The sequence below is a fragment of the Streptomyces sp. NPDC050416 genome, from assembly GCF_044458845.1.
GTDB lineage: Bacteria > Actinomycetota > Actinomycetes > Streptomycetales > Streptomycetaceae > Streptomyces.
Genome location: NZ_JBITII010000010.1, coordinates 91,674 through 116,643, shown reverse-complemented (window position 1 = coordinate 116,643; position 24,970 = coordinate 91,674). Strand labels below are relative to the sequence as shown.

18 protein-coding genes are annotated in these 24,970 nt (G+C 71.6%); 4 read left to right on the top strand and 14 right to left on the bottom strand.

Features of this window, described 5'->3' with window-relative positions:
- Positions 1–78 precede the first annotated feature (78 nt).
- Entirely contained in the window at positions 79–1,620 is a 1,542-nt protein-coding gene (locus tag ACIBL4_RS28530; protein ID WP_399414676.1) for an MFS transporter, read from the top strand.
- Between the two features lie 56 nt (positions 1,621–1,676).
- On the opposite strand, the gene serA is transcribed toward ACIBL4_RS28530, so the two are convergent.
- The 6 genes from serA to ACIBL4_RS28500 form a co-directional block, all read right to left on the bottom strand.
- The gene (serA, locus tag ACIBL4_RS28525) at positions 1,677–3,266 is read right to left on the bottom strand and encodes a phosphoglycerate dehydrogenase (RefSeq protein ID WP_086565230.1); all 1,590 of its coding nucleotides are present in this window, start codon (positions 3,264–3,266) and stop codon (positions 1,677–1,679) included.
- Between the two features lie 220 nt (positions 3,267–3,486).
- Positions 3,487–4,485, bottom strand: coding sequence for a ketol-acid reductoisomerase (ilvC, locus tag ACIBL4_RS28520; RefSeq protein ID WP_399414675.1), 999 nt, complete (start codon positions 4,483–4,485; stop codon positions 3,487–3,489).
- Positions 4,486–4,606: 121 nt separating this feature from the next.
- On the bottom strand, positions 4,607–5,131 hold the full coding sequence (gene ilvN / locus ACIBL4_RS28515) for an acetolactate synthase small subunit (protein WP_010048631.1): 525 nt from the start codon (positions 5,129–5,131) through the stop codon (positions 4,607–4,609).
- Positions 5,132–5,152: 21 nt separating this feature from the next.
- Complete coding sequence (locus ACIBL4_RS28510; protein ID WP_399414674.1) at positions 5,153–7,000, bottom strand: acetolactate synthase large subunit; 1,848 nt, start codon at positions 6,998–7,000, stop codon at positions 5,153–5,155.
- 231 nt (positions 7,001–7,231) lie between these two features.
- The gene (locus tag ACIBL4_RS28505; RefSeq protein WP_399414673.1) at positions 7,232–10,252 is read right to left on the bottom strand and encodes a putative bifunctional diguanylate cyclase/phosphodiesterase; all 3,021 of its coding nucleotides are present in this window, start codon (positions 10,250–10,252) and stop codon (positions 7,232–7,234) included.
- A gap of 424 nt (positions 10,253–10,676) precedes the next feature.
- Positions 10,677–11,627, bottom strand: coding sequence for a 2-hydroxyacid dehydrogenase (locus tag ACIBL4_RS28500; protein WP_399414672.1), 951 nt, complete (start codon positions 11,625–11,627; stop codon positions 10,677–10,679).
- 77 nt (positions 11,628–11,704) lie between these two features.
- On the opposite strand from ACIBL4_RS28500, the gene ACIBL4_RS28495 reads away from it, so the two are divergent.
- Together ACIBL4_RS28495 and ACIBL4_RS28490 are read left to right on the top strand one after the other, a co-directional pair.
- A complete protein-coding gene (locus tag ACIBL4_RS28495; protein ID WP_399414671.1) occupies positions 11,705–12,703 on the top strand; it encodes an aldo/keto reductase in 999 nt (332 codons plus the stop codon).
- 127 nt (positions 12,704–12,830) lie between these two features.
- Positions 12,831–14,003, top strand: a complete 1,173-nt coding sequence (locus tag ACIBL4_RS28490; protein WP_399414670.1) for a PQQ-dependent sugar dehydrogenase — start codon at positions 12,831–12,833, stop codon at positions 14,001–14,003.
- Between the two features lie 20 nt (positions 14,004–14,023).
- Here the strand turns inward: ACIBL4_RS28490 and ACIBL4_RS28485 are convergent, their stop codons facing one another.
- The 7 genes from ACIBL4_RS28485 to ACIBL4_RS28455 form a co-directional block, all read right to left on the bottom strand.
- Positions 14,024–14,239, bottom strand: a complete 216-nt coding sequence (locus ACIBL4_RS28485; RefSeq protein WP_399414669.1) for a DUF6191 domain-containing protein — start codon at positions 14,237–14,239, stop codon at positions 14,024–14,026.
- A 49-nt stretch (positions 14,240–14,288) separates the two neighbouring features.
- A complete protein-coding gene (locus ACIBL4_RS28480; RefSeq protein ID WP_399414668.1) occupies positions 14,289–17,372 on the bottom strand; it encodes an AAA family ATPase in 3,084 nt (1,027 codons plus the stop codon).
- 725 nt (positions 17,373–18,097) lie between these two features.
- Positions 18,098–18,283: a hypothetical protein gene (locus ACIBL4_RS28475; protein ID WP_399414667.1), complete on the bottom strand. Its 186-nt coding sequence runs from the start codon at positions 18,281–18,283 to the stop codon at positions 18,098–18,100.
- A gap of 215 nt (positions 18,284–18,498) precedes the next feature.
- A complete protein-coding gene (locus ACIBL4_RS28470) occupies positions 18,499–19,029 on the bottom strand; it encodes a hypothetical protein (RefSeq protein WP_356928861.1) in 531 nt (176 codons plus the stop codon).
- 35 nt (positions 19,030–19,064) lie between these two features.
- Positions 19,065–19,640, bottom strand: a complete 576-nt coding sequence (locus ACIBL4_RS28465) for a GNAT family N-acetyltransferase (RefSeq protein ID WP_399414666.1) — start codon at positions 19,638–19,640, stop codon at positions 19,065–19,067.
- Positions 19,618–21,864: an MMPL family transporter gene (locus ACIBL4_RS28460; RefSeq protein ID WP_399414665.1), complete on the bottom strand. Its 2,247-nt coding sequence runs from the start codon at positions 21,862–21,864 to the stop codon at positions 19,618–19,620. Before ACIBL4_RS28460 ends, ACIBL4_RS28465 begins: the two co-directional genes overlap by 23 nt.
- Before the next feature lie 157 nt (positions 21,865–22,021).
- On the bottom strand, positions 22,022–22,384 hold the full coding sequence (locus ACIBL4_RS28455; RefSeq protein ID WP_399414664.1) for a hypothetical protein: 363 nt from the start codon (positions 22,382–22,384) through the stop codon (positions 22,022–22,024).
- 190 nt (positions 22,385–22,574) lie between these two features.
- Between ACIBL4_RS28455 and ACIBL4_RS28450 the strand changes: the two genes are divergently transcribed.
- The gene (locus ACIBL4_RS28450; RefSeq protein ID WP_399414662.1) at positions 22,575–23,378 is read left to right on the top strand and encodes an SAM-dependent methyltransferase; all 804 of its coding nucleotides are present in this window, start codon (positions 22,575–22,577) and stop codon (positions 23,376–23,378) included.
- Positions 23,379–23,441: 63 nt separating this feature from the next.
- Here ACIBL4_RS28450 and gatB read toward each other — a convergent pair whose 3' ends face one another.
- The gene (gene gatB, locus ACIBL4_RS28445; protein WP_399414661.1) at positions 23,442–24,956 is read right to left on the bottom strand and encodes an Asp-tRNA(Asn)/Glu-tRNA(Gln) amidotransferase subunit GatB; all 1,515 of its coding nucleotides are present in this window, start codon (positions 24,954–24,956) and stop codon (positions 23,442–23,444) included.
- Positions 24,957–24,970: the final 14 nt, after the last annotated feature.

Sequence of the window (24,970 nt, the reverse complement as noted above, 5' to 3'; positions counted from 1 at the left end):
ATCCTACCCCGGTATCCATACATCCGTCTTAAACAGTCGTACTAGACAAGCGTTTAAGACGCCCGTACAGTCCTGCCCATGACGACGAACCCCACCCCGCCGGCCCGCGCCGGCCGCCGCGAATGGACGGCGCTCGGCGTGCTGATGCTGCCGTTGCTGCTGGTCTCGATGGACGTGTCCGTCCTCTACTTCGCGATCCCCGCGATCAGCGCCGATCTGGAACCGAGCGCCACCCAACAGCTGTGGATCTTCGACATCTACGGCTTCGTCCTGGCCGGCCTGCTGATGACGATGGGCTCCCTCGGCGACCGCATCGGCCGCCGCAGGCTCCTGCTGTTCGGCGCCGCCGCCTTCGGCACGGCCTCCCTGGTCGCGGCCTACGCGAACAGTGCCGAGACCCTGATCGCCGCCCGCGCGGTCCTCGGCATCGGCGGCGCGACGCTGATGCCGTCGACGATGGCGCTGGTGCGCACGATGTTCACCGACCCCGCGCAGCGCACCAAGGCGATCGGCGTGTGGTCGGGTGTGATGACGGCCGGCATCGCGCTCGGCTCGGTGCTGAGCGGGGTGCTCGTCGAGCACTTCTGGTGGGGCTCGGTCTTCCTGGTCAACCTGCCCGCCATGGTGCTGCTCCTGGTCCTGGGGCCGGTCCTGCTGCCCGAGTCGAAAAGCCCGCGCCCGGGCCGCTTCGACTGGCTGAGCGTGCCCCTGTCGATGGCGGCGGTGCTCCCCGTGATCTACGGCCTGAAGGAGCTCGCGTCGGAGGGCTGGAACGTGCGGTACGCCCTGTCGGTCACGGTCGGCCTGCTCTTCGCCGCGCTGTTCGTCCACCGCCAGCGCACGGCGGTGTCACCGATGATCTCGCCGGCGCTGTTCCGCAGCCGAGGCTTCAGCCCGGCCGTCGTCCTCAACCTCGTCGCCGCGTTCGGCATGATGGGCTCGGCCTACTTCACGACCCAGTACATCCAGTCGGTCCTGGACAAGAGCCCTCTCGAAGCAGCGCTGTGGAGCCTGCTGCCTTCGGTGCCCATCGGGCTGGCGGCCCCGGTCAGCGCGCAGCTCGTGCAGCGGGGCGTTCCCCGCGCGTACGTCGTCGGCGGAGGCTTCGCGGTCACCGGGTGCGGCTATGTCCTGCTGGCCCTGACGGGCACGGACTCCCTCTGGCTGCTGCTGGCCGCGTGTGCCGTCCTGGCCTGCGGTGTCGTCGCCGTCATGTCCCAGGTGGCCGACCTGGCCCTGAGCGCCGCCCCGGTGGAGAAGGCGGGCGCGGCCTCGTCGCTGCTGGAGACCGGCACGGAATTCGGCGGTGCGCTGAGCATGGCGTTCCTCGGCTCCATCGGCACGGCCGTCTACCGCCATGAGATCCCGGCCTCGGCGCCCGCTGTGGCCCGCGAGACGCTGGGCGGCGCCCTGGCGGTCGCCGACCGGCTTCCGGGGCGCGCGGGGGACGCCCTGGCGACGGCGGCGCGCGAGGCCTTCACCAGCGGCATGCACGCGGCGGCGGTCACGAGCGCGGTGCTGCTGGCCGGGGCGGCGGTGGCGGCGACGGTGACACTGCGGCGGGTCCGGGTACGGGAAAACGCCGGACGAGCTGATCGACTCAGCCCGTCCGGCGTGTGAGGACGAACCCGTTCGGGGCGAACGGGAGGCCCGGGGGCGTCAGCCCCCGGGATGCGTCAGACCAGGTTCACCGAACGGGCCGAGGTCGCACCGATCTCAGCCGCCACTTCGGCCAGCACACCGGAGGTCACCGTGTCGTCCACGGTCAGCACCGCCAGCGCCTCGCCGCCGGCCACGGCCCGCGACACCTGCATACCGGCGATGTTGATGCCCGCCTCACCGAGGATGCGGCCCACCGTGCCGACGACACCCGGCCGGTCCTCGTACTTCAGGACGACCATGTGCTCGGCGAGCGCGAGGTCGACGTCGTACTCGCCGACGGCGACGATCTTCTGGAGGTGCTTGGGGCCGGCGAGCGTGCCGGAGACCGACACCTCCTCGCCGTCGGCCAGGGTGCCGCGCACCGTGACGACGTTGCGGTGCTCGGTCGCCTCCGAACTGGTGGTCAGCCGCACCTCGACGCCGCGCTCCTGGGCGAACAGCGGGGCGTTGACGTACGACACCGTCTCGTCGACGACGTCCTCGAAGACACCCTTGAGGGCGGACAGCTCCAGCACCTTCACGTCGTGCTGCGTGATCTCGCCGTACACCTCGACGTCGAGGCGGACCGCGACCTCACCGGCGAGCGCGGTGAAGATCCGGCCGAGGCGCTCGGCGAGCGGCAGGCCCGGCTTGACGTCCTCGGCGATGACGCCGCCCTGCACGTTCACCGCGTCCGGCACGAGCTCACCGGCGAGCGCGAGACGCACGGAGCGGGCGACGGCGATACCGGCCTTCTCCTGCGCCTCGTCGGTGGAGGCACCGAGGTGCGGGGTGGCGACGACCTGGTCGAACTCGAACAGCGGCGAGTCGGTGCACGGCTCCTTGGCGTACACGTCGAGGCCGGCGCCGGCGACCCGGCCCTCCTTGAGGGCGGAGTACAGCGCCTCCTCGTCGACGATCCCGCCGCGCGCGGCGTTGACGATGCGCACGCTCGGCTTGACCTTGCGCAGCGCCTCGTCGCCGATCAGGCCGAGGGTCTCGGGGGTCTTCGGGAGGTGGACGGTGATGAAGTCGGAGACCTCCAGCAGCTCGTCCAGCGACAGCACCTTGACGCCCATCTGCGCGGCGCGCGCGGGCTGCACGTAGGGGTCGTAGGCGACGACCTTCATGCCGAAGGCGGACATGCGCTGCGCGACGAGCGCGCCGATGCGGCCGAGGCCGACCACGCCGAGGGTCTTCTCGGCCAGCTCCACACCCGTGTACTTGCTGCGCTTCCACTCGCCGTTCTTCAGCGCGGCGTTGGCCTGCGGGATGTTGCGGGCGGTGGCGAGGAGGAGACCGCAGGCGAGCTCGGCGGCGGTCACGATGTTCGAGGTGGGGGCGTTGACGACCATCACGCCGGCCTTGGTGGCGGCGGAGACGTCCACGTTGTCCAGGCCGACGCCGGCTCGTGCGACGACCTTGAGCTTCTTCGCGGCGGCGATCGCCTCGGCGTCGACCTTGGTGGCCGAACGGATCAGGATCGCGTCCACGTCGGCGATGGCGGGGAGCAGTTCGGCCCGGTCCCCGCCGTTGCAGTGCCGGATCTCGAAGTCCGGGCCCAGGGCGTCGACGGTGGCGGGCGACAGCTCTTCAGCGATGAGTACGACGGGTTTCGAGCTCACGTGAGTCCTCACAAGTCCAGTGCTGCGGACGGCCGTCCCGACGGCCGCAGGCGGTGGAGGGGTGCTTGCCGCGTGGAAGACGCACGACGCTGTGGGCCTGACGCGTATATATGCAGCAGTGTAGTGGTGCGACGGTGGGCGTCTTACGTCTGTGCGGAAGGATCACCCGGACGAGAAAGGGCCCGGCCGCGGCGTCGCTGCGGCGGCCGGGCCCGGCGGCTCACGCCTCCTCGTCGACCCAGCTCATGAGCTTGCGCAGCTCCTTGCCGGTGGTCTCCAGCAGGTGCTCGGAGTCCTGCGTCTTGTACTCGTTGTACTTCTTCAGACCGCCGTGGTACTCGTCCATCCAGGTCTGGGCAAAGGTGCCGTCCTGGATCTCGGCGAGGACCTTCTTCATCTCGGCCTTGGTGGCGTCCGTGATGATGCGCGGGCCGGTGACGTAGTCGCCCCACTCGGCGGTCTCGGAGATCGACCAGCGCATCTTCTCCAGGCCGCCCTCGTACATGAGGTCCACGATCAGCTTCAGCTCGTGCAGGCACTCGAAGTAGGCGATCTCCGGCTGGTAGCCGGCCTCGGTCAGCGTCTCGAAGCCCGCCTTCACCAGCGCGGCCGTACCGCCGCAGAGGACGACCTGCTCACCGAACAGGTCGGTCTCGGTCTCCTCGGTGAAAGTCGTCTTGATGACGCCGGCACGGGTGCCGCCGATGCCCTTGGCGTACGACAGGGCCAGCGCGAAGGCGCCTCCCGTGGCGTCCTGCTCGACGGCGGCGATGCAGGGAACGCCGCGGCCCTCCTCGTACTGGCGGCGGACCAGGTGGCCCGGGCCCTTCGGGGCGACCATGCAGACGTCCACGCCGGCCGGGGGCTTGATGAAGCCGTAGCGGATGTTCAGGCCGTGGCCGAAGAACAGCGCGTCGCCGTCCTTCAGGTTGGGGGCGATGTGCTCCTCGTAGACCTGGGCCTGGATCGGGTCCGGGACGAGGATCATGATGACGTCGGCCTCGGCGGCGGCCTCCGACGGCGTCACCACGCGCAGGCCCTGCTCCTCGGCCTTGGCCTTGGACTTGGAGCCCTCGTGCAGACCGACGCGGACGTCGACACCCGAGTCACGGAGCGACAGCGCGTGGGCGTGGCCCTGGCTGCCGTACCCGATGACCGCGACCTTGCGGCCCTGGATGATGGACAGGTCGGCGTCGGCGTCGTAGAACAGCTCGGCCACTTTGGGTTCTCTCCTCGGGAGTGCAGGTGTTGCGTCCCACCGTATGACGGGGGGCGGAAGGGAAGCTTGAGGGTCTCGGAATACGGGCGGCCGGCGGCGCGCCGACCGCCCGTTTCCCGTCTTAGGCGGACCGGTCCAGGGCGCGCAGCGACCGGTCCGTGATGGAACGGGCACCGCGGCCGATCGCGATCGTGCCGGACTGGACGAGTTCCTTGATGCCGTACGGTTCCAGCATCTTGAGCATCGCGGACAGCTTCTCGCCGGAGCCGGTGGCCTCGATGGTGACGGCCTCCGGGGAGACGTCGACGGTCTTGGCGCGGAACAGCTGGACGATCTCGACGATCTGGGAACGCGTCTCGTTGTCGGCGCGCACCTTCACCAGGACGAGTTCGCGCTGCACCGCCTGCGACGGCTCCAGTTCGACGATCTTGAGCACGTTGACGAGCTTGTTGAGCTGCTTGGTCACCTGCTCCAGCGGCAGGTCCTCCACCCCCACGACGATGGTGATCCGGGAGATGTCGGGGTGCTCGGTGACGCCGACGGCGAGCGAGTCGATGTTGAAGCCGCGGCGGGAGAACAGCGCGGCGATCCTGGCGAGGATGCCGGGGGTGTTCTCCACCAGGACGGAGAGCGTGTGCTTGGACATGATCTCTTCGGTCTCTCTCGCTCAGTCGTCTTCGTTGTCGCCGAAGTCGGGGCGGACGTCCCGGGCGGCCATGATCTCGTCGTTGGAGGTGCCGGCGGCGACCATCGGCCAGACCATCGCGTCCTCGTGGACGATGAAGTCGACGACGACCGGGCGGTCGTTGATCGAGTTCGCCTCCTCGATGACCTTGTCGAGGTCCTCCGGGGACTCGCAGCGGATGGCGTAGCAGCCCATGGCCTCCGACAGCTTCACGAAGTCGGGGACGCGGGTGCCGCGGGCCTGCGGGTTGACGTCGTCCGGGCCGGAGTGCAGCACGGTGTTGGAGTACCGCTGGTTGTAGAAGAGGGTCTGCCACTGGCGGACCATCCCGAGGGCGCCGTTGTTGATGACGGCGACCTTGATCGGGATGTTGTTCAGGGCGCAGGTGGCGAGCTCCTGGTTGGTCATCTGGAAGCAGCCGTCGCCGTCGATCGCCCAGACCGCCCTGTCCGGTGCGCCGGCCTTGGCGCCCATGGCGGCCGGGACGGCGTAGCCCATGGTTCCGGCGCCGCCGGAGTTCAGCCAGGTGCCCGGCTTGTCGTACTCGATGTAGTGCGCGGCCCACATCTGGTGCTGGCCGACGCCCGCCGTGAAGATCGTGCCCTCGGGGGCGAGCTGTCCGATGCGCTCGATGACCTGCTGCGGGGAGAGCGAGCCGTCATCGGGCTGGTCGTAGCCGAGCGGGTAGGTCTCGCGCCAGCGGTTCAGGTCGTTCCACCACATGCCGTAGTCGCCCCGGTGGCCCTCGCTGTGCTCCTTCTGCACGGCCTGGACCAGGTCGGCGATGACCTCGCGGGCGTCACCGACGATCGGCACGTCGGCGGCGCGGTTCTTGCCGATCTCGGCCGGGTCGATGTCCGCGTGGACGATCTTGGCGAGGGGCGCGAAGCTGTCCAGCTTGCCGGTGACGCGGTCGTCGAAGCGGGCGCCGAGGGCGACGATCAGGTCGGCCTTCTGCAGGGCGGTGACGGCGGCCACCGAGCCGTGCATGCCGGGCATGCCCAGGTGCTGCGGGTGGTTGTCGGGGAACGCGCCGAGCGCCATCAGGGTGGTGGTGACGGGCGCGCCGGTGAGCTCGGCGAGAACCTTCAGCTCGGCGGTGGCCCGGGCCTTGAGCACGCCGCCGCCGACGTACAGCACGGGTCGGCGGGCCTGGGTGATCAGTTTGGCGGCCTCGCGGATCTGCTTGGCGTGCGGCTTGGTCACCGGGCGGTAGCCGGGCAGGTCCATGGCCGGCGGCCAGGAGAAGGTCGTCTTCGCCTGGAGGGCGTCCTTGGCGATGTCGACCAGGACAGGGCCGGGGCGGCCGGTGGAGGCGATGTGGAACGCCTGCGCGATCACCCGCGGGATGTCATCGGCCTTCGTGACGAGGAAGTTGTGCTTGGTGATCGGCATGGTGATGCCGACGATGTCCGCCTCCTGGAAGGCGTCCGTGCCGATCGCCTTGGAGGCCACCTGTCCGGTGATCGCGACCATCGGCACCGAGTCCATGTGCGCGTCGGCGATCGGCGTGACGAGGTTGGTCGCGCCGGGGCCCGAGGTCGCCATGCAGACGCCGACCTTGCCGGTGGCCAGCGCGTAGCCCTCGGCCGCGTGACCGGCGCCCTGCTCGTGGCGCACCAGGACGTGACGCACGCGGGTGGAGTCCATCAGCGGGTCGTACGCCGGAAGGATGCAACCACCGGGAATGCCGAATACCGTGTCGGCGCCGACCTCCTCGAGGGAGCGGATGAGGGACTGCGCGCCCGTCACCTGCTCGGGGGCGGAGTGCTGTCCTCCGGATCGGGGCCGGGGCTGCGGGTGATGGGCCCCGGTGGCCTGCTCGGTCATCGGCATTCTCTTCTCAGATGCTGAGGGTTTTTTGCGAAGTCTGTGCGGTTTTCGACTGCTGCACGGAAGGCGCCCGTGCAACAAAAAACCCCTCGTGCCGTAAGGCAAGCGAGGGGAGCGCGCCGGGTGGGGTCGCTGAGCGGTCGAGGCTCAGCGTCAGCCGACGCGCTGTCCAAGTACGAGAATTCGGGTGCGCATGGCACAGACCCTCTCCCCGGCACGCACTTACTGTCAAGTGGGTGGGACGGGAGTCTCATTATGTGAGCGGAGGGCCGTACCGCCTCCGATGACGGCGGACACACCCGAGCTGTACACCCGCGGGGCACCGCCCGCGAGCGCCGGTTCGGCCGGTCCGTGCGGCACCGGATAGCGGCCCGAAGCGAGCGCCCGGCGCAGCCGGTACTCGTCGAGCGGCCCGGAGAACGCCATGCCCTGCCCGTGCGTACAGCCCATCGCGCGCAGGGCGACGACCTGCTCGGGCAGATCCACCCCGTCGGCCACGGACTTCAGCCCGAGGTCGCCGGCGATGCGCAGCAGCCCACTGGTGATCTTATACAGGCGGGCGGACTCGACGACGCCCTCGACCAGACTGCGGTCGAGCTTGAGGATGTCGACGGGCAGCCGCCTGAGGGCCGTGATCGCCCCGTAGCCACTGCCGAACCCGTCGAGCGCGATCCGGACCCCGACGCGCCTGAGGGCGCCCAGCCGGCGCTCCAGCTCGTCCAGGCCGGTCCTGGGGTCGGCGTCGGACAGCTCGATGACCAGCGCCCCGGACGGCAGCCCGTGCCGCGTGAGCAACGCCTCGATCGTGCCGAGCGGAATCGACTTGTCCAGCAGCCGGCGGGCGCTCATCCGGACGACGACCGGTGCGCGAAGCCCGGTCGCGTACCGCTCGGCGGCCTGCTCGACGGCCTCCTCGATCATCCACCGGCCCAGCTCGGCGGTCTTGTCGCTGTCCTCGGCCACGCGCAGGAACTCCGCCGGGGTGAACAGCACCCCCTGCGAGGAACGCCAGCGCGCCTGCGCGGACACCGACGCGATCCGGCCGTCCTCCAGGCACACCACCGGCTGGTGGAGCAGGTTGAACTCGCCGTCGTGCAGCGCGGCCCGCAGGCGCGTGGCCAGCTCCGCCTTGCGTACGACGTCCTGCTGCATCTGCGGCTTGTACAGCTCGACGCGGCCCTTGCCGCCGGCCTTGGCGCGGTACATGGCCAGGTCGGCGTTGCGCAGCAGCTCGCCCGCGCCGAGGCCGGCCTCCGCGAAGGCCACACCGATGGAGGCGTTGACCCGGACATCGTTCCCGTCGATGACGTACGGCTGGGACAGCGTCGTCCTGAGGCGGTCGGCGAGTTCCAGTATGTGCCGCTGCCGGGCCTCGCGGTCGCGGGTGTTGTCCCCGACGATCAGGGCCGCGAACTCGTCGCCGCCCAGCCGGGAGGCGGTGTCGCCCTGCCGGACGGACTCCTGGAGCCGGCGGGCGGCCTGGACGAGCAGTTCGTCCCCGGCCTGGTGCCCGATGGTGTCGTTGACGGCCTTGAAGCCGTCGAGATCGATGAACAGCACGGCCGTGTTCCGCAGGGCCACGCCCCGGTCGGAGGCGCGGCGGCCCGACAGGGCGTGCTGGACGCGCTTGGTGAACAGGGCGCGGTTGGGCAGGTCCGTGAGGGGGTCGTGCTCGGCGTTGTGCTGCAACTGGGCCTGCAGGCGCACCCGTTCGGTCACGTCCCTGCTGTTGAAGATGAGGCCGCCGTGATGGCGGTTGACGGTCGACTCCACGTTCAGCCAGCCTCCGTCACCCGAGCGGAACCGGCACTCGATGCGCGTAGTGGGTTCCTCGACGGGGTCGGCGGCGAGGAAACGCCGGACCTCGTGCACGACGCAGCCCAGGTCCTCCGGGTGGATGAGGTTGGCCAGTTCCGTACCCACCAGCTCTTCCGCCGGTCGGCCGTACACACCGGCGGCGGCCGGGGAGACGTACCTGAGGACACCGCTCGGTGCGGCGATCATGATGACGTCGCTGGAACCCTGCACCAGGGAGCGGAAGTGGTTCTCCTTCTGGGCCAGTTCCTGGGTGAGGGTGATGTTGTCGAGCAGCATGATGCCTTGGCGCACGACGAGCGCGAGCACGACCGTGCCGCCGGTGAGCAGGACCACGCGGTCGACGCTGCGGCCGTTGAGGACGTTGTAGAGGATCCCCAGGGTGCACACGGCCGCCGCGAGATACGGCGTGAGGGCAGCGAGGGAGCCGGAGATGGGCCGGGCGGCCGGATACCGGCCGAGCTCGCCTCCGGGCAGGGGCGGAAGGTGGTGCGGGCCGCTGCGCTGCACGGGCACGTGCCCGTGCACCACGCGCGTGTGCCCTGCCGTGCTGTGCCGGTCCGGGCCGTACCGGTCGGTGTCCGGCGTGCGGGACGCGGCCCACGGGGCGTACGCCAGGAGCAGCGAGCCGGCGAACCAGCCCGCGTCGAGCAGCTGGCCGGAGCGGTACTCGTGGTGCATCAGCGGTGACATGAACAGCGCGTCGCACATCACGGTCAGCGCGAGCGCGCCGATCGCGGTGTTGACGGCGGAGCGGTTCACCGCGGAGCGCCTGAAGTGCAGCGCGAGCACCATGCTGACCAGGGCGATGTCGAGCAGTGGGTAGGCCAGCGACAGCGCGGTGTGCGCCACGCCGGGCCCTTCGGACTTCGCGGCCTGGGCGAGGGCGAGGCTCCAGGCCAGGGTGAGCAGCGAGCCGCCGATCAGCCAGGCGTCCAGCCCGAGGCAGACCCAGCCGGCCTTGGTGACCGGCCGCTTGGCGAGCACGAGCAGCCCGACGATCGCGGGCGGCGCGAAGCAGAGGAAGAACAGGTCGGCGTAGCTGGGGGTGGGCACGGGCTGCCCGAGGACGACCTCGTACCACCCCCAGACCAGGTTGCCCAGGGACGCCATGGCCGAGGAGAGGCCGAACAGCAGCCAGGCGGGTCGAAAGCGGGTGCGGCGGCTGCGGCCGTAGAGGAAGCACGACACGGCGGCGGTGGCCGCCGCGGCGCTCAGCCCGAAGTCGCCCATGAACAGGGCCACTTCGTCCGAACCCCAGCCGAGCGCGGAACCGACGGCGTATCCCGCGCAGACCAGGGCGAGGACGAGCTGGAGGGCCGGGCTCGGCCGGGGGCCGGGGGCCGGCGTGCGGGGCAGCAGCGCCCCGGGGGACGGAGGCTGTGCCCGCAGCGCTCCGTCGAGCGTGGGCGCGGGGGTGGGCGGCGCGCTCACCGGACCCTCCCGGTCCCTGCCGCCCCCGGGTCCCGCGGGCCCCGGTGCGCCGGCTGGGCATGCCTTCTGCGGCTGCCGGGCCTGCGGCGGTGATGGCTCTGGTCGGTGTGGTGGGTGCTGTGGTGGGTGTGGTGCCCGTCGTGATCGGCGTGGTGACCGCGTCTGCCCGCGGCCGTCCGCCAGGGTCGCCGCCGGCATCCCCGCCCCGTCGGGTCGCTCGTCCATAGGCCGTGCATCGCCTGTCGCCCCCCTCACAGTCTGAAGTGTCCGTCCCCGGCGCCGAACGGTCCGCGGCGCAGCCCCTGTCGGGACGATACACCAGTCCCGTCACTCAGGGACATAGGTTCTCTACTCTGCGTGACGATCAAGCAATGTATGAGTACCCAGCGCGCCCGAAGGATTGCGGACGGTACCGAGTTCGGATTCAGCCGGTTGATGCACCCGTCGTAAGGATCACGTTGCGCAGCGGCTCCCGGTTCACATAACGGTTCAACTGGTCCACCAGGAGCCGCCTGGCGCGCGGCAGGAACGCGGAGGTGGGACCGCCGACGTGCGGGCTGATGAGGACCCCCGGCGCACGCCACAGGGGATGTTCGCGCGGCAGGGGCTCCGGGTCCGTGACGTCGAGGGCGGCGGTGATGCGGCCGGTCTCCAGTTCGGCGAGCAGCGCCTTGGTGTCGACGACGGGGCCGCGGGCGACGTTGACGAGCAGCGCCCCGTCCTTCATCCGGGACAGGAAGTCGGCCCCGGCCAGGCCACGGGTGGTTTCGGTGAGTGGCGTGGACAGGATGACGACGTCCGCCTCCGGGAGCAGCGCCGGGAGTTCGGTGAGCGGATGCACCGGCCCGCGCGCCGTGGTGCGCTGGGAGCGCGCGACGCGCGCCACCCGCGCCACCTCGAACGGAACGAGCCGGTCCTCGATGGCCTCGCCGATCGAGCCGTACCCGACGATGAGGACGTTCTTGTCGGCGAGCGCGGGCCGGAACCCGGCGAGCCACTCCCCCCGGTCCTGCGCGCGGACGAAGTCGGGGACCCCGCGCAGCGAGGCCAGGATCAGGGCGAGGGTGAGCTCTCCGGTGCTGGCCTCGTGCACCCCGCGCGCATTGCACAGCCGCACGCCCGGCCCCAGGTGCCGCAGCCCCGGCTCCACGTGGTCGATCCCGGCGGAGAGGGTCTGCACGACCTGTACGCGGCTCATCTCCGGCATCGGACGCACGCACAGCGGACTGGGCTTCATGTAGGGGACGACGTAGAAGACACAGTCCGCCGGGTCCGCGGGGAACTCTTCCTCGCCGTTCCAGAAGCGGTAGGCGGGGCCCTGCGGGAGTCCCTCGATCTCGTCCGGCGGGATGGGCAGCCACACGTCAGCAGTCATGCACAGGAGGCTATGTCAGGAGGGTGTGACGGCAGAGGTTAGGTTGGGGTGGCCGGAACAGGGAGGGTCACGACCAGGTGGAGCGCAGGACGATCGGCGCGGCGGCGCTCGCGGTGGGGGCCGTCGGACTCGGGTGCATGCCGATGAGCTGGGCGTACAGCGCGTCGCGGCAGCGCGGTGACGAGTCGCTCAGGGCGGTGCACCGGGCGCTCGACCTGGGGGCGTCCCTGCTGGACACGGCCGACATGTACGGCCCCTTCACCAACGAGCTGCTGGTGGGGCGGGCGTTGAAGGAGCGGCGGCCGGACGCGTTCGTGTCGACGAAGGTCGGTCTGCTCGTGGGCGACCAGCACATCGTCGCCAACGGCCGCCCGGGGTATGTGAAACGGGCCTGTGACGCTTCGCTGCGGCGTCTCCAGACGGACGTCATAGACCTCTACCAACTGCACCGGGCCGACCCGGAAGTGCCCGTCGAGGAGACCTGGGGCGCGATGGCGGAGCTCGTCCAGGCCGGAAAGGTACGGGCGTTGGGCCTGTGCGCGGTGGGCGCGCGGGCCGGCCGCCGCTCCGGGGCCCGGCTGCACGACGCGACGATCCGGCAGCTGGAGCGGGTGCAGCAGGTGTTCCCGGTGAGTGCGGTGGAGGCGGAGTTGTCGGTGTGGTCGCCGGAGGCGCTGGAGACGCTGCTGCCGTGGTGTGAGGCACGGGGCATCGGGTTCCTGGCGGCGATGCCGCTCGGCAACGGCTTCCTGACCGGCCGGCTGCGGCCCGGCGCGGGCTTCGAGGCGGACGACCTCCGGGCCCGGCACCCCCGCTTCACGGCGGAGATGATGGCCGCGAACCAGCCGATCGTCGCGGGCCTGCGCCGGGTGGCCCGCCGCCACGGCGAGCACGTCACCCCCGCCCAGGTCGCCCTCGCCTGGGTCCTCGCCCAGGGCCCGCACGTGGTCCCGGTCCCCGGCACGAAGCAGGAGCGCTGGGTCACGGAGAACGCCGCCGCGGCGGCCCTGCGCCTGACGGCGGAGGACCTGCGCGAGGTGGCGCAGCTGCCGCCGGCACAGGGGTCCTGGGACTGAGCCCCGTCCCGCATCGGGGGCGCGTTTCGGGCAAACTCCGTGTTCGCGGTGGCGCGTTCCGTGATCGGGAACTTGTGAGGCGCGGGCGGTGTATGACAGGGAGAGGACCTGCCCCGTCGAAGGGACCATGATCGTGCAACGTCGAGCCGTGCCGACCGTGTTGGCCGCCGCCGCGCTCCTGCTGACGGCCGGCTGTTCGTCCGACGGCGGAGGATCGTCCGGCACGGACGGGAGCGCCTCCCCGAGCCGTAGCGCACCGGGGTCGTCCGCGCCGGCCGGACAGGCCGCGCAGGAGACACCGCCCGCCAAGGGCTCGGTGAAGGTGGTGCGGACCGTCGCCGAGGGCCTCGACTCCCCCTGGGGCCTCGCCCCGCTGCCGGGCGGCGGCCTGCTCGTCTCCTCCCGCGACGACGGGACGATCGTCCGGGTCGACGAGAAGACGGGCAAGAAGACCGAGCTCGGCGAGGTGCCCGGGGTCTCGGCGGCGGGCGAGGGCGGCCTGCTCGGCATCGCCCTCTCCCCCGATTTCGCCTCGGACCACATGGTCTACGCCTACTTCACCTCGGCCTCCGACAACCGCATCGTCCGCATGCTGTACGACGAGAAGAAGCCCTCCGGCGAGCAGCTCGGCGCGCCCGACACGGTCTTCAAGGGCATCCCCAAGGGTTTCGTCCACAACGGCGGCCGGATCGCGTTCGGCCCGGACAAGATGCTGTACGTGGGTACGGGCGAGAGCGGTGACACGGGTCTGTCCCAGGACAAGGACTCCGTGGGCGGCAAGATCCTGCGGCTGACCCCTGAGGGCGAGCCGGCGCCGGGCAACCCGTTCGGGAACTCGCCGGTGTACTCGTACGGCCACCGCAATGTGCAGGGCCTGGCCTGGGACGAGAAGCAGCGCCTGTTCGCCTCGGAGTTCGGCCAGGACACCTGGGACGAGCTCAACGCGATCAAGCCGGGCGACAACTACGGCTGGCCGGAGGCCGAGGGCAGGTCCGACGACTCCGGGTTCCACAACCCGGTCGACCAGTGGACCACGGCCGAGGCCTCGCCCAGCGGCATCGCCTACGCCGAGGGGTCGGTCTGGATGGCGGGCCTGCGCGGCAAGCGGCTGTGGCGCATCCCGTTGAACGGCACCGAGGCCTCGGCCGAACCGCAGGCGTTCCTCGAGGAGGAGTACGGCCGGCTGCGCACGGTGGTCCCGGCGGGCGGCGACCGGCTGTGGCTGGTGACCAGCAACACGGACGGCCGGGGCAGTCCCAAGGACGGGGACGACCGGATCCTGGAACTGCGGGTGACCTAGCCCGGGGTCAGGGCTTGGAGTCAGTCCTCTGAGTCTTCGGAACCTTTGGAGGCTTTGAGGTCATCGTCCTCCGGCTCCTGCGGCGGGCGTACGACGACCTTCCCGGACGACAGGTCTATCGGCCCGCGTCCGGGATCGGCGTCCCCGGTGTCCTGCCGGGTCAGCTCCAGGCGGTTCTGTTCGTCTCGGGTGTGTTTGCGACCGGGTGCGAACAGTTCCTCGAACATGTTGAACACGGAGCCTCCCTGGGCCGCGACACCCCCGATGTCCTTTACAGCGTATGCCTCAGCCTGCGGCGCCGGGCATGACGGATTCGGCCGGGAACAGCCCCAGCCGGTGCGCCACCGCCGCCGCCTCGCCGCGCCCGGAGACGCCGAGCTTCGCCAGGATGTTGGAGACGTGGACGCTCGCGGTCTTCGGGGAGATGAACAGTTCCTCGGCTATCCGGCGGTTGGTGTGACCGGCGGAGACCAGGCGCAGCACGTCCCGCTCCCTGCTGGTCAGGCCGAGGGCCTCGGCCGGGTCCGCGGGAGCGGGGGCCGGTTCCGCGGCGGGCGTCAGCGGCAGTCGGGCGCGCTGGGCGAGCGCGGTGGCGGCGTCGGCGAGCGGCCGGGCCCCGAGGTGGCGGGCGACGGCGTGGGCGAGGCGGAGCAGTTCCGTGGCCCGGTCGCGCTCGTCGGCCTCGCCGCCTCCGGTCAGCAACGACTCGGCCAGGCGGTACCGGACGCGGGCGAGGTCGTAGGGCCGCTCCAGGGGTTCGAAGGCGGTGACCACCTCCGACCAGATCTCCGGGGCGCTTCGGCTTCCGGCGCCGTGGAATGCGGCGCGGTGGAGTCCGGCGCGGTGGAGTTCGGCGCGGACCCACTGCTCGTGGGCGAGCCAGACAGGGGCGTTCGTGGTGAGGCGTCTGACGGCTTCGAAAATGCTCTCCAGGGTCTCCTCGCGGCCGTCGTGCGCGGTCGGCAGTGCCCGGGCGTCGGCCTCGGCCATGGCGGCTTCGAGCAGCAGCGGCCAGGCGTAGCGCTGGGTGCCGGGCGGGAAACCGGACTTCAGGGCCCGGGCCAGTTCGGCGCGGGCGTCGGCCAGGCGGCCCTCGGCGACGGCGATCTGGAGGGTGAGGCAGGCGATCGGAAGGTCGTGCTGCGGCATGGGGTCGTGCGGGCCGTAGGAGGCGCGGCTCTCGGTGAGATGGCGAGCCGCCTCGGGCACCCGGCCGCGGGCGAGTGCGAGGAACGCCAGACTGTTGGCGCCGGAGCCGTAGGGCGCGGCCGTCTGCCCGCGCCGCTGGGCGCTGACGGCCGCCTCGGCCGCCTCGTCCCAGCGGCCCAGGGAGATGAGCGACTCGGCGAGATTGCTCCAGACCCAGCCCTCGGACTCCCGCAGGCCCATCCTGCCGGTGAGGCGCAGGCCCTCGTGCAGGACGTCCACGGACTCCTCGGAGCGCCCGATGCCCTCCAGGGCGGAGGGCAGGTTCACGTGGCTGCGGCCCATGACCGCGGCGAGTCCCCGGGCCACGACCTCGTCCCTGACCTCGTACATGTGGGCCAGCCCGGCCTCGATCTGCCCGGCGTCGATCATGAGTCCGCCGAGGGTGAGCCGGGCATTGGACTCGATGTCGTCGGCGCCCACCATGCGCGCGTACTCCACCGCGCGCTCGGCGGCCGTCAGGGCCTCCGGGCCCGGCTGGCGGAGCATCGACCAGTGGGCGACCGTGGCGAGCACCTCGGCGTGCACCTCGGACGGCGGCAGGCCGCGGACCAGGTCCTGCGCGGTGGCGATCTCCTTCCAGCCGTCGCCGCGGGCGAGCCGCTGCACCAGCCGGGAGCGCTGGATCCAGAACCAGGCGGCGCGCAGGGGGTCGTCCTCCTCGCCCAGCTGGCGCAACGCCCGCTTGGTGAACTTCAGGGCGCTTTCGCGCTCCCCGCAGAGCCGTCCGGCGACGGCCGCCTCGGCCAGCAGGTCGAGGTGGCTCAGCGCGGTGGCCTCCGGACCGCCGCAGGCCGGATAGACCTCGGCGTAGTCGACGGGGCGCAAGGTCCGGCGTACGGCTTCGGGGGCGGTGTCCCACAGTTCCATCGCCCGTTCCAGCAGCCGCAGTTGCTCGGCGTAGGCGTGGCGGCGACGGGCCTCGACGGCGGCGTCGAGGACGGCGGGCAGCGCCTTGGCCGCGTCGTGGGCGTGGTACCAGTAGCTGGCCAGGCGCGTCGCGTGCTGGTCGGCCGGGACGAGGGTCGGGTCGGCCTCCAGGGCTTCGGCGTAGCGGCGGTTGAGGCGGGAGCGCTCGCCGGGGAGCAGGTCGTCGCTGACGGCCTCGCGGACCAGGGAGTGGCGGAAGCGGTAGCCGTCGCCGGCGGGCGCGGGGGTGAGGATGCTGGCGTTCACGGCGGCCCGCAGCGCCTCGATGAGATCGTCCTCGGCGAGCCGGGCGACGGCGGCCAGCAGCCGGTACTCGACGGTGGAGCCGCCCTCGGCGACGATCCGGGCGACCTGCTGGGCGGTCTCGGGCAGCCCTTCCACCCGGACGAGCAGCAGGTCGCGCAGGGAGTCGGTCAGGCCCGTGCGGCAGCCCTCGTGGGCGGCGACGGCGAGTTCCTCGACGAAGAAGGCGTTGCCGTCGGAGCGTTCGAAGATCGCGTCGATCCGGTCCGGGTCGGGTTCCTGGGCGAGGATGCCGGCGACCTGGCGGCACACCTCCTCGCGGGTGAAGCGGGCGAGTTCGATGCGGCGGATGGTGCGGAGGCGGTCGAGTTCGGCGAGCAGGGGCCTGAGCGGGTGGCGGCGGTGGATGTCGTCGGAGCGGTAGGTGGCGAGGACGACGAGGCGGCCGGTGCGCAGGGTGCGGAAGAGGTAGGAGAGCAGGTGCCGGGTGGAGGCGTCGGCCCAGTGCAGGTCCTCCAGGGCCAGGACGACGGTGTGCTCGGCGGTGACGCGCTCCAGCAGGCGTGCGGTGAGTTCGAAGAGGCGGGCCATGCCGTCCTCGTCGTGCCGGGCCGCCTCGCGGGCCGCGGCCGTGCCGATCTCGGGGAGCAGCCGGGCCAGCTCCTCCTCCTGCCCGGCGGCCGCGGCGGCGAACTGCCCGGGCAGCTCGCGGCGCAGGGCGCGCAGGGCGGTGGAGAACGGCGCGAACGGCAGCCCGTCGGCGCCGATCTCGACGCAGCCGCCGAGCGCGACGACCGCGCCCCGTCCGCGGGCCGCGGCGGCGAACTCCTCGACGAGCCGGGTCTTGCCTACTCCGGCCTCGCCGCCGATGAGCATTGCCTGGGGGTCGCCCGCGGCGGCACCGCCGAGCACCTCGTCGAGCAAGCCCAACTCGGCGTCCCGGCCGACGAACACGGGGCTGACGGACCTGGTCTCCACGGACCCGAGCATCGCATGCGAACCCACCGACCCGGCACCGCTTTTGCCACGCCGGGCCCCGGGACCGACCGCCGCGCCTGCCCGGACTCCCCCGGGACCGACCGCCGCGCCTGCCCGGACTCCCCCGGGACCGGCCGTCGGCCCCGTCCGGAGAGCCCCGGGACCGGCCGTCGCCCCTACCCGGACCACCCCGGGACCGGCGGTCGCCCCCGCCCGGGCGGCCCGGGCGCCGGCAGCCGCTTCCCCGCGGACCGCCGCCGCATCAGCAGCGCCGCCGGTCCTGATGGCCACCGCGTCAGCGACCGCCCCCACCCGCACGCCCCCAGAACCAGCCGTCGCCTCCGCTCGGACGCCCCCACAACCGGAAACTGCGTCCCCGCGGACCGCCACCGCATCACCAGCCCCGTCCGTCCGGGCGCCTACCGCAGCAAGCGCACCCACGCGGGCGATCATGGAGGCGGCCACCCCCACCCGGGCAACCCCGAACCCGGCAGCCGCATCCCTGCGCACCGCCACCCCATCAGCCCCCTCAGACCCGGCGATCACCGCATCAGCGACCGCCCCCGCCCGCACACCCCCGGAACCGACAGCCGTCCCCGCCCGGACGCCCCCAGCACCAGCAGCGGCCTCCCCGCAGGCCCCCGCCATGTCAGCAGCGACATCCGTACGGGCGGCCACCGGAGCGGTGGCCGCCTCTGTGTGGGAGGTCGTGGAGGCGGCCGGTCCCGCCTCCGTGTTCACGCGGCGCGGGCCGACCGTGGCCGGCGGAAGCGGCGGATATGGCTCTCGTGCTCGGCGGAGCCTTCCGCCGCTTCGCGGCGGGCGGCGCGGCGGGCCCGGGCGGCCTCGCGGACCTGGCGCTCGTGGTCGGCGCGGCGGATGAGGTCGGCGGCGCGCAGCTGCTGGAGCTCGTACTCGTACATGGCGTGTCCTTGGTGAGAGGGTCGGGTGAAGGGGCTTCGCTTTCCGCGGTGCCTCTTCTGCGATGCCTCCACCTTCGTCTCCCAGGCCCGGCCGCCACATCGGGAGAGTTCCGCATCTTCGGGGGCCTGCGGGGCCTTAGACACGGCTGAGGGGCCTCAAGGGACTCCGTAAGGTGCTCACGGATTCCCTAAGACCCCTCAGGACCTGCGGTGACTCAGCCCGCCGACGGCAGTCCGAGCAGGATGCCGGTGTACTTGAGGACGGCCAGGAACAGACCGATCACGCCCAGCGCGACACCCGCCCAGGCGACCGACTTGATCCAGGGGGCCTGGATCCTGCCGGGCGTGCCGAACGCCGGCCGGGCGAGCGTCACGACGCCGACGACCAGCGCGAGGAGCGCGAAGAAGCCGCCCCACAGGGCGGTGGTCTGCCAGGCGTCGCCGTAGACCGCCTGGATCTGCTTGGCCACGCCCGCGTTCTGTGCCGTCTCCAGCTGACCGATGAGGTTCTGCCGGGCGGCAGCCACCGTGCCGAGCCAGCTGCCGGTGAGCGAGACGACACCCAGCGCGGCGGAGACCACGGCGGCGGCGCCCTGGCCGACGCCGGTGGGGCCCTCCTCCTTGGTCTCGGCGGTCTCGGCCGGGACCTCGGTCCGGGTCACCTCGTCGGACTTGGTGGTGTCCACCGCCTTCTCGTCGGTCGTGGCCTCGGTGGCCTCGGTCTCGTCCACTGCGTTCGTTGCCATGTGTCGCACCGTAGGGTCGCTGTCTGAGAAGTCTCTTAATGATCGTCGTGAGCGGCACGCGCGCGTGCGGCGCGCCACTCGGGCGCCAGCACCGACCAGACTTCGAGATCGTGCCGTACGCCACCATAGGGGTGGGCCTCGCGCCGCACACCGTCGCGGGTCATGCCGAGGCGCCGGGCGACGTTGAGGCTCGGCCGGTTGCCCGAGGCGGCGACCCACTCGATCCGGTGAATGCCGCGCTCCTCGACCGCCCAGTCGATGAGGACGCGCATCGCCCGGGTGACGAGACCACGCCCGGTCCCGGCGGGCTCCAGCCAGCAGCCGACCTCGCAGTTGCCGCTCGCGGCGTCGAAGTTCAGGAACAGCACGCCGCCCATGAGCTTGCCGTTCAGCCACAGCCCGTGCAGCGAGCGCGTGTCGGCGGCGCGCATCTCGGCGTACCGCTGGAGCATGGCGCGCGCGGACTCCACGTCCGTCTCCTGCGACCCGAAGTTGATGAACCGCCCGATGAAGTCCCTGCCCCGCTCCAGGTGCGCGAAGAACTCCTCGGCGTGCCAGGGCTCCAGGGGCCGCAGTTCCGCCCCGTCGTCACCCAGGGATATCGCGTACATCCCGCTGCCGCTCCTCCTCGGCCAGGACGTCCGCCACCTCGGCGTCCGTCGCGGCGGCCAGCCTCTCATGGGCGGCCCGGGCCTCGGGCGGTTCGATGCTGATCCGCGGCAGGCGTTTGTCGAGCCAGCGGGGCAGCCACCAGTTGGCGCCGCCGAGCAGATGCATCAGGGCGGGGACGAGGAGCGTGCGCAGGACGAAGGCGTCCAGGGCGACGGCGGCGGCCAGGGCGATGCCGAACATGGCGATCACGCGGTCGCCGCTGAGCACGAAGGCGAGGAAGACGGAGATCATGATGACCGCGGCCGAGTTGATCACCCGGCTGGTCTCGGCGAGGCCGACCCGGACGGCACGCCGGTTGTCGCCGGTCTCCAGCCACTCCTCGTACATCCGGCTCACCAGGAAGACCTGGTAGTCCATGGACAGGCCGAAGAGCACCGACACCATGATCACGGGCAGGAAGGGCTCGATGGGCCCCGCGCTGCCGAGGCCGAGCAGTTCGCTGCCCCAGCCCCACTGGAACATCGCGGTGACCACCCCGAAGGCGGAGGCGACGGCGGCGACGTTCATCGCGGCGGCCTTCAGCGGGATGCCGATCGACCGGAAGGCGAGCAGGAGCAGCAGACAGCCCAGGCCGATCACGACCCCGACGAAGAGGGGCAGCTTGGAGACGATGACGTCGGCGAAATCGTCGTAGCCGGCCGTCATGCCGCCGACCTGCGTGTCCAGCGAGGTGCCTGCCTCGGCACGCGGCAGCACCTCCTCGCGCAGCCGGTCGACGAGGTCGCTGGTCTGTTTCGACTGCGGCGAGGACTCCGGTACGACGGTCAGGTACGCGGTGTGGCCGCCGGAGCCGAACGTGACCGGCGTCACCGCGGCGACGCCCTCGGTGGTCCGCAACGTGGCGTCGAGGTTGTCCAGGGCGAGCTTGTCCTCGGCTCCGTCGACCTTCGTGACGAGGGTGAGCGGGCCGTTGACGCCGGGGCCGAAGCCGTCGGCGAGGAGGTCGTAGGCCTGGCGTGTGGTGGAGGTCTTCGGGTCGTTGCCCTGGTCGGAGGTGCCCAGGTGCAGCGAGAACGTGGGCAGCGCGAGGACGGCCATGACCACCAGGGCGACCGCCCCGAGCACCTTGGGGTGGCGCTCCACGAACGCCGACCAGCGGGCGGCGAAGCCGGTGGGCAGTTCGGGTTCGGGCCCGTGTTCCGCGAGGCGGCGGCGCTCGCGGCGGCTGAGCGCCCGCATGCCGATGAGGGACAGCAGGGCGGGCAGCAGGGTCACGGAGGCCGCGACGGTGAGGATCACGGTCAGACTGGCGGCGATGGCGACGCCGTTGAGGAAGCTGAGCCGCAGGATCAGCATGCCCAGCAGGGCGATGCAAACGGTGGCACCCGCGAAGACGACCGCGCGTCCCGTGGTCGCGACGGCGTTGGTCGCGGCCTCCGTGACGGACAGCCCGCGTTTCAGCCCGCGCCGGTGTCTCGTCACGATGAACAGCGCGTAGTCGATGCCGACGCCGAGCCCGATCAGCATGCCGAGCATGGGGGCGAAGTCGGCGACGGTCATCATGTGCCCGAGCAGCACGATCCCGGCGTACGCGGTGCCGACACCGACCAGGGCGGTGGCGATGGGCAGCAGTGAGGCGGCGAGCGAGCCGAAGGCCAGGAACAGCACGACCGCGGCGACGACCACGCCGACGACCTCGGCGAGGTGCCCGCCGGAGGACTGGGTGAGCGCGACGGCGCTGCCGCCCAGCTCCACCTGGAGCCCGTCGGTCTGTGCGCTCTTGGCGGTGTCGACCACGGCCTGCGCCTCGGACCGGCTGATGTCCTCCGCCTGGCCGTCGAAGGTGACCGTGGCGTACGCCGTACGGCCGTCCGCGCTGACGCGTCCCGCGCCCGGCCCGTCGTAGGGGCTGGTAACGGAGGCCACACCGGGCAGGTTCTCGACGCGGTCCAGGGCGCGGGTCATCGTCTGCTCGACGTCGGCGGCGCGGACGCTGCCGGACGTGGTGTGCCAGACGACGGTGTCGCTGTCGCCGCCGAGCTGCGGGAAGCCCTCGTGCAGCAGCTGGGTGGCGCGGCCCGACTCGGTGCCGGGGACCTGGTAGTCGTTCGAGTACGCGGAGCCGGCGACGGCGGCGCCCGTGGCCACCCCCGCGAAGGCGAGGAGCCACAGCAGAACGGTGACCAGACGGCGTTGGACACACCAGCGTGCGAGGGCTGCCACGAAACGTGCTCCCAGAGTGACTTTTTTGGATCTTTGGTCGGGAGCAGTCGTCCATGAACTGAACAGCCCGCAAAGAACGCATGAGCAATGCGGAATCACTCTTACAGGCGTACGAGATCATTTGTCGGTTTCGTGGGCTTATTCACAGCCAGAGGGATCAGTCGGACTGGTCCCCCAGCGCCATCACCATCACGCCGGCGATCAGCAGCCACAGCGCCCGCCGGGTGCGTCCTCGGGCGCCCAGCACGGCGGCGCCCGCGCAGACGGCCGCGCCACCGGCGTACGCCGCCGGGACGAACGCCGGGGCGGAGCGGGTGAGGCGGAGCAGGGCCGCGGCCAGGCCCGCCAGGGGCAGCGCGGCGCCCGTACCCGCCGCCGTCCAACGGGCCCGCCGCGCGTCCTCCACCGAATCGTCGGCGTCGTCCGGTTCCGGTTCTTCGTCGGGCCCGGTGTCCTGCGCGGCGGCTGCCTCCGGGCCCGTTATCTCAGGATCGGTGTCGGAATCAGCGCGTCCACTCATGGCCGAGACGGTAGCGCGTCGGGCGGGAAAACCGGGTGCGGGGCCGACGGGACGGCTGTTAGCGTCCGCGGGTCCGAGGAACGCCCGCGGCATCCCGCCGCCCGGCCGAAGCAGGTGCATTGTTTGACGGTCCGACCGAGCTCCGACGCATCCCCTTTCTTCCTCAAGGACTCAAGGAGCCCGTTCACCGATGTCGGACATCACTACCCGGACCTCGAACGACCCCCTCGCTGACCGCGTCAGCCACCCCCGCTACCCGCGCAGCAACCGCTACGACGCCCGCTGGACCATCGACAACCAGATGGGCCCGCACGCGCTGTGGCTGCTGGAGTGGCTGGCCCCGGCCCTGGGGCTCGACACCCTGAGCCCCGGCTCGCGCGTGCTCGACCTGGGCTGCGGCCGCGCCATGACGTCGATCTTCCTCGCCAGGGAGTACGACCTCCAGGTCACCGCCGCCGACCTGTGGATCAGGCCCGACGAGAACGCGGCGCGGATCGCCGAGGCCGGCGTCGCGGACCGCGTCCTGCCCGTGTTCGCCGAGGCGCACGACCTGCCGTTCGGCGAGAACAGCTTCGACGCGATCGTCTCCGTCGACGCCTACCAGTACTTCGGCACGAACGACCTGTACCTGCCCGAGCTGACGCGGCTGCTGAAGCCGGGCGGGCGGATCGGGGTCGTCGTACCGGCGCTGCGCGAGGAGATCGACGGCGCCGAGCCGCCGGAGCACCTGAGGCCGTACTGGGAGCCCGATTTTTGGTGCTTCCACACGGCCGCCTGGTGGCGGCGTCACTGGACCCGCAGCGGGGCCGTGGAGGTCGAGACGGCCGACTGGCTGGACGACGGCTGGCGCGACTGGCTGCGGTGGAGCGAGGTCGTGGCCGAGGAGCGCACCGACGAGTTCCACATCCGGATGGCCGGCCGGAGCGCCGAGATGCTGCGCCTGGACCAGGGCGCCACGCTGGGCTTCGTCCGGGTCGTCGGCCGTCGCCCGTAGGCACAGACACGCAGGGGGGATGCACCAGGATCGGTGCATCCCCCCTGCGGGGTTTCGCGGAGGTCAGCCCTCGCTGACGCCCAGCTTCTGCAGGATCAGCTCCTTGACGCGGGCCGCGTCGGCCTGGCCCCGGGTGGCCTTCATGACCGCGCCGACCAGCGCACCGGCCGCGGCCACCTTGCCACCGCGGATCTTGTCCGCGATGGCCGGGTTGCCGGCGATGGCCTCGTCGACGGCGGCGGTGAGCGCGCCCTCGTCGGAGACGACCTTCAGACCGCGCTTGTCGACGACCTCGTCCGGGGTGCCTTCGCCCGCGAGGACGCCTTCGATGACCTGGCGGGCCAGCTTGTCGTTCAGGTCGCCCTTCACGACCAGCTCGGCGACCCGGGCCACCTGCTGCGGCGTGATCGCCAGCTCGTCGAGCGCCTTGCCCGACTCGTTGGCGCTGCGGGCCAGCTCGCCCATCCACCACTTGCGGGCGGAGGCGGCGTCGGCCCCGGCCTCGATGGTGGCGACGATGGGCTCCAGCGCACCGGCGTTCAGGATCGCCTGCATGTCGGTGGCCGAGACGCCCCACTCCTCGCGGAGCCGGTTGCGGCGGACCAGCGGCAGCTCGGGCAGTCCGGCCCGCAGCTCCTCGACCCACTCGCGCGACGGGGCCACCGGAACGAGGTCGGGCTCCGGGAAGTACCGGTAGTCCTCGGCCTCCTCCTTCACGCGGCCCGAGGTCGTCGACCCCGTGTCCTCGTGGAAGTGCCGGGTCTCCTGGATGATCGTCCCGCCGCTGCTCAGCACGGCCGCGTGCCGCTGGATCTCGAAACGGGCCGCGCGCTCCACGGACCGCAGCGAGTTCACGTTCTTCGTCTCGGAACGCGTGCCGAACTTCTCGGTGCCGTTCGGGCGCAGCGACAGGTTCACGTCGCAGCGCATCTGGCCCATCTCCATACGGGCCTCGGAGACGCCGAGCGCCTTGATGACCTCGCGCAGCTCACGGACGTAGGCCTTCGCCACCTCGGGGGCGCGCTCGCCCGCGCCGACGATCGGCTTGGTGACGATCTCGATGAGCGGGATGCCGGCGCGGTTGTAGTCCAGGAGCGAGTGCGAGGCGCCGTGGATACGGCCCGTCGCACCGCCCACGTGCGTGGACTTGCCGGTGTCCTCCTCCATGTGGGCGCGCTCGATCTCCACGCGGAAGGTCTCGCCGTCCTCCAGCTGTACGTCGAGGTAGCCGTTGAAGGCGATCGGCTCGTCGTACTGGGAGGTCTGGAAGTTCTTCGGCATGTCCGGATAGAAGTAGTTCTTCCGGGCGAAGCGGCACCATTCGGCGATCTCGCAGTTCAGTGCGAGGCCGATCTTGATCGCGGACTCGACGCCGGTCGCGTTGACGACCGGGAGCGCGCCGGGCAGGCCGAGGCACACGGGACAGGTCTGCGTGTTGGCGTCCTGACCGAGCGCGGTCGAGCAACCGCAGAACATCTTGGTCTTGGTGCCGAGTTCGACATGGACCTCGAGGCCCATGACGGGGTCGTACGACGCGAGTGCGTCCTCGTACGACACCAGGTCGGTCGTGGTGGTCACGGTGAAACTTCCCT

Bases quoted from the DNA above. Each gene is read 5' to 3' on its own strand.
- ACIBL4_RS28530 (WP_399414676.1), top strand. From the start codon at position 79: ATGACGACGAACCCCACCCCGCCGGCCCGCGCCGGCCGCCGCGAATGG.
- ilvN (WP_010048631.1), bottom strand. From the start codon at position 5,131: ATGTCCAAGCACACGCTCTCCGTCCTGGTGGAGAACACCCCCGGCATC.
- ACIBL4_RS28510 (WP_399414674.1), bottom strand. From the start codon at position 7,000: ATGACCGAGCAGGCCACCGGGGCCCATCACCCGCAGCCCCGGCCCCGA.
- ACIBL4_RS28500 (WP_399414672.1), bottom strand. From the start codon at position 11,627: ATGACTGCTGACGTGTGGCTGCCCATCCCGCCGGACGAGATCGAGGGA.
- ACIBL4_RS28490 (WP_399414670.1), top strand. From the start codon at position 12,831: ATGATCGTGCAACGTCGAGCCGTGCCGACCGTGTTGGCCGCCGCCGCG.
- ACIBL4_RS28480 (WP_399414668.1), bottom strand. From the start codon at position 17,372: ATGCTCGGGTCCGTGGAGACCAGGTCCGTCAGCCCCGTGTTCGTCGGC.
- ACIBL4_RS28475 (WP_399414667.1), bottom strand. From the start codon at position 18,283: ATGTACGAGTACGAGCTCCAGCAGCTGCGCGCCGCCGACCTCATCCGC.
- ACIBL4_RS28470 (WP_356928861.1), bottom strand. From the start codon at position 19,029: ATGGCAACGAACGCAGTGGACGAGACCGAGGCCACCGAGGCCACGACC.
- ACIBL4_RS28465 (WP_399414666.1), bottom strand. From the start codon at position 19,640: ATGTACGCGATATCCCTGGGTGACGACGGGGCGGAACTGCGGCCCCTG.
- ACIBL4_RS28455 (WP_399414664.1), bottom strand. From the start codon at position 22,384: ATGAGTGGACGCGCTGATTCCGACACCGATCCTGAGATAACGGGCCCG.
- ACIBL4_RS28450 (WP_399414662.1), top strand. From the start codon at position 22,575: ATGTCGGACATCACTACCCGGACCTCGAACGACCCCCTCGCTGACCGC.